Annotated in this window: 1 protein-coding gene; it reads right to left on the bottom strand. The window is 38.9% G+C overall.

Going from position 1 to position 2,149, the window contains the following annotated elements; genetic code table 11:
• Positions 1-164: 164 nt before the first annotated feature.
• On the bottom strand, positions 165-1,598 hold the full coding sequence (locus H3U97_RS11335; protein ID WP_198199006.1) for a hypothetical protein: 1,434 nt from the start codon (positions 1,596-1,598) through the stop codon (positions 165-167).
• Positions 1,599-2,149: the final 551 nt, after the last annotated feature.

A 2,149-nucleotide genomic window follows, 5' to 3' on the forward strand; every position in this document is an offset into this window, starting at 1 on the left:
ATTTGTTCCTGACAAAGCACCGCCTTGGCAAACATCCCTGTTTGCCATGCTAACCTCTCTCAGTTGTCAGCACATTGCGAATGTCCCTTATCGCCCTCTTTTCCAGCGCCATTGCCTTGGCAAGGCAATGATTGTTTAATGTCCTAACCTTTCTTTTCATATACCTAGCGATCAGGAAATGAAAAAAGAGGATAGGAGCAAAACCCGTACTCGACCTCATTAATACTAAGATGATAGCGTTCCATAAAACCGCTGTCCGCCCCCACTGTAGCCTGCGCAACAGGTGGACTTCCAATTACACCTTTCACCCAATAATACCTGGACACGAAATTGGCACCAGTGTAATTGGCCATGTTCCCCCATTCCGCGAAGAATCCTTCGTCAATGTCACGCATATATGAATTATTATGTGATATCGGCTTTCTATGATTAACAAAAGAATGCATATCTAGACAATGAACACCTACACCATCTCCCTTACAATCCGAATTAGTTACATGACCTAAATAAGGTATCTGATAACCAATTTTTGTACACCATGATGATACATTTGAATAAGTGTACATACCCTTACCACGATTGACGAACCACAACTTTAACACAAAACCATACTTGACCACCGCATTACCACTGCTATCACGACCAACTAGCTCAAATGTCTGCGGCAAAGAGGGTTTATCGATTTCATCTGGATTATCTGAACGCTGTTGCTCAGAGTCTGTAACGGCAGGACCTGTTAGAGTAACATGAACACTGGTCTTTGTTGAAGATGTCATCGTTGCCGTAATTCCGCTATGCGTAACTGGCTCCCAATATAAGTCCTGATTATTACCACCTATCTCTAAATCAAAATACAAACCATTAGCACCTGTAGTTGGGAAGTTTAAACCATAAGACGATGGTGTAACTGACTGTGTTAGAAAACCTCTATCAAGGTTCCATATGTCAGCAGGGCCAGCAGACAGTTCAGGTTTATAACCTGTGCCACCGAATTCCATGCTAGGTTTAGCAAAACAAATCTCTGGCGCTGCCTTAGGTTTAATATAATAAGTGGCATTACCTGCCGTAAAACGACTTTCATTAGGCACACCATAACGTGTTTTTAATATACCTTCAGTATTTGATAAGGTTAATTTATATGGCGAATTACAATTAGTCAGCACTTCATTATGAGATACAGCATGATTCAATTTATCAACAATAGATAAGCTTAAATTACCGGTAGCGGTTATATCATTAGTACCCTGACCATCGCCATCATCATCACCCCAATAATTATTGGGCGGACCAATAACTGAAGTTAATTCAACAGAATCAGTATTCGTTGGTATAAACATACCAATATCATTAAAACTCTGACCAGCAACAGGTAAAACGATAGGATTGTCAAAACTCGAATCATTGGTTGTCGGAGTAAATGTTCTACCATCAGAAAGGTATATCCCGACTAGGGCTTCGCTATTTGTCGCCCGGGTAAGACCACCATCAAAGGTTAAATAAGGCGCTGAACCTTGAATAATATTGGTCGTTTTAGTGGTTAATGCATAATTAGAAAAAGAGATAGACTGTAAAACAACCGCGGTTAATACCAAAACCATTTGCCGAGATAAAAAGGCTAAACTAAGAAATGTTGAAAACCCTTGCCAAATTTGTTGGAAAAATAAATTGTAGTGAGATAATAAGCCGTGCGTGCTTAACTTTACTAACGTTAAATTATAGGTTGGGCAGGTTTGGTGTTTGGTGTTTGGTGTTGTAAATTATAACCCATATCCGACACTCCTGTCAATTAAATTAATGATTTATTTACAATTTTATACCTGCCGGCATAAAATTTGTCCATTCGTATAAATATGCTATAAAAGTATAGTGATTGCAAAAAACCATGCAACTTATTTTGGCTGTTTAATTGTTAATTTTTGTAAAGTTTAATGTAATTTTATGTTTTAATTACGCCCTTAAAACCTATTTCGAAGAAACTTTAGGGGGATTTTGGCTTTAAAACCCCCTCTCCTCAAAATTTTTTAGTTCTTTATTTTTTGGTTGTTTGAGTTTCGGACGTTTGCTGTTTTGCGGTTATTTCTATACGGTGAATACGTCCGAGTTAAGAGGGTTGGCGCCAACCCTCTTTACAATCTCCCGCGGCGACCAC

The sequence above is a fragment of the Gilliamella sp. W8128 genome (assembly GCF_016100545.1).
Taxonomy (GTDB): domain Bacteria; phylum Pseudomonadota; class Gammaproteobacteria; order Enterobacterales; family Orbaceae; genus Gilliamella; species Gilliamella apis.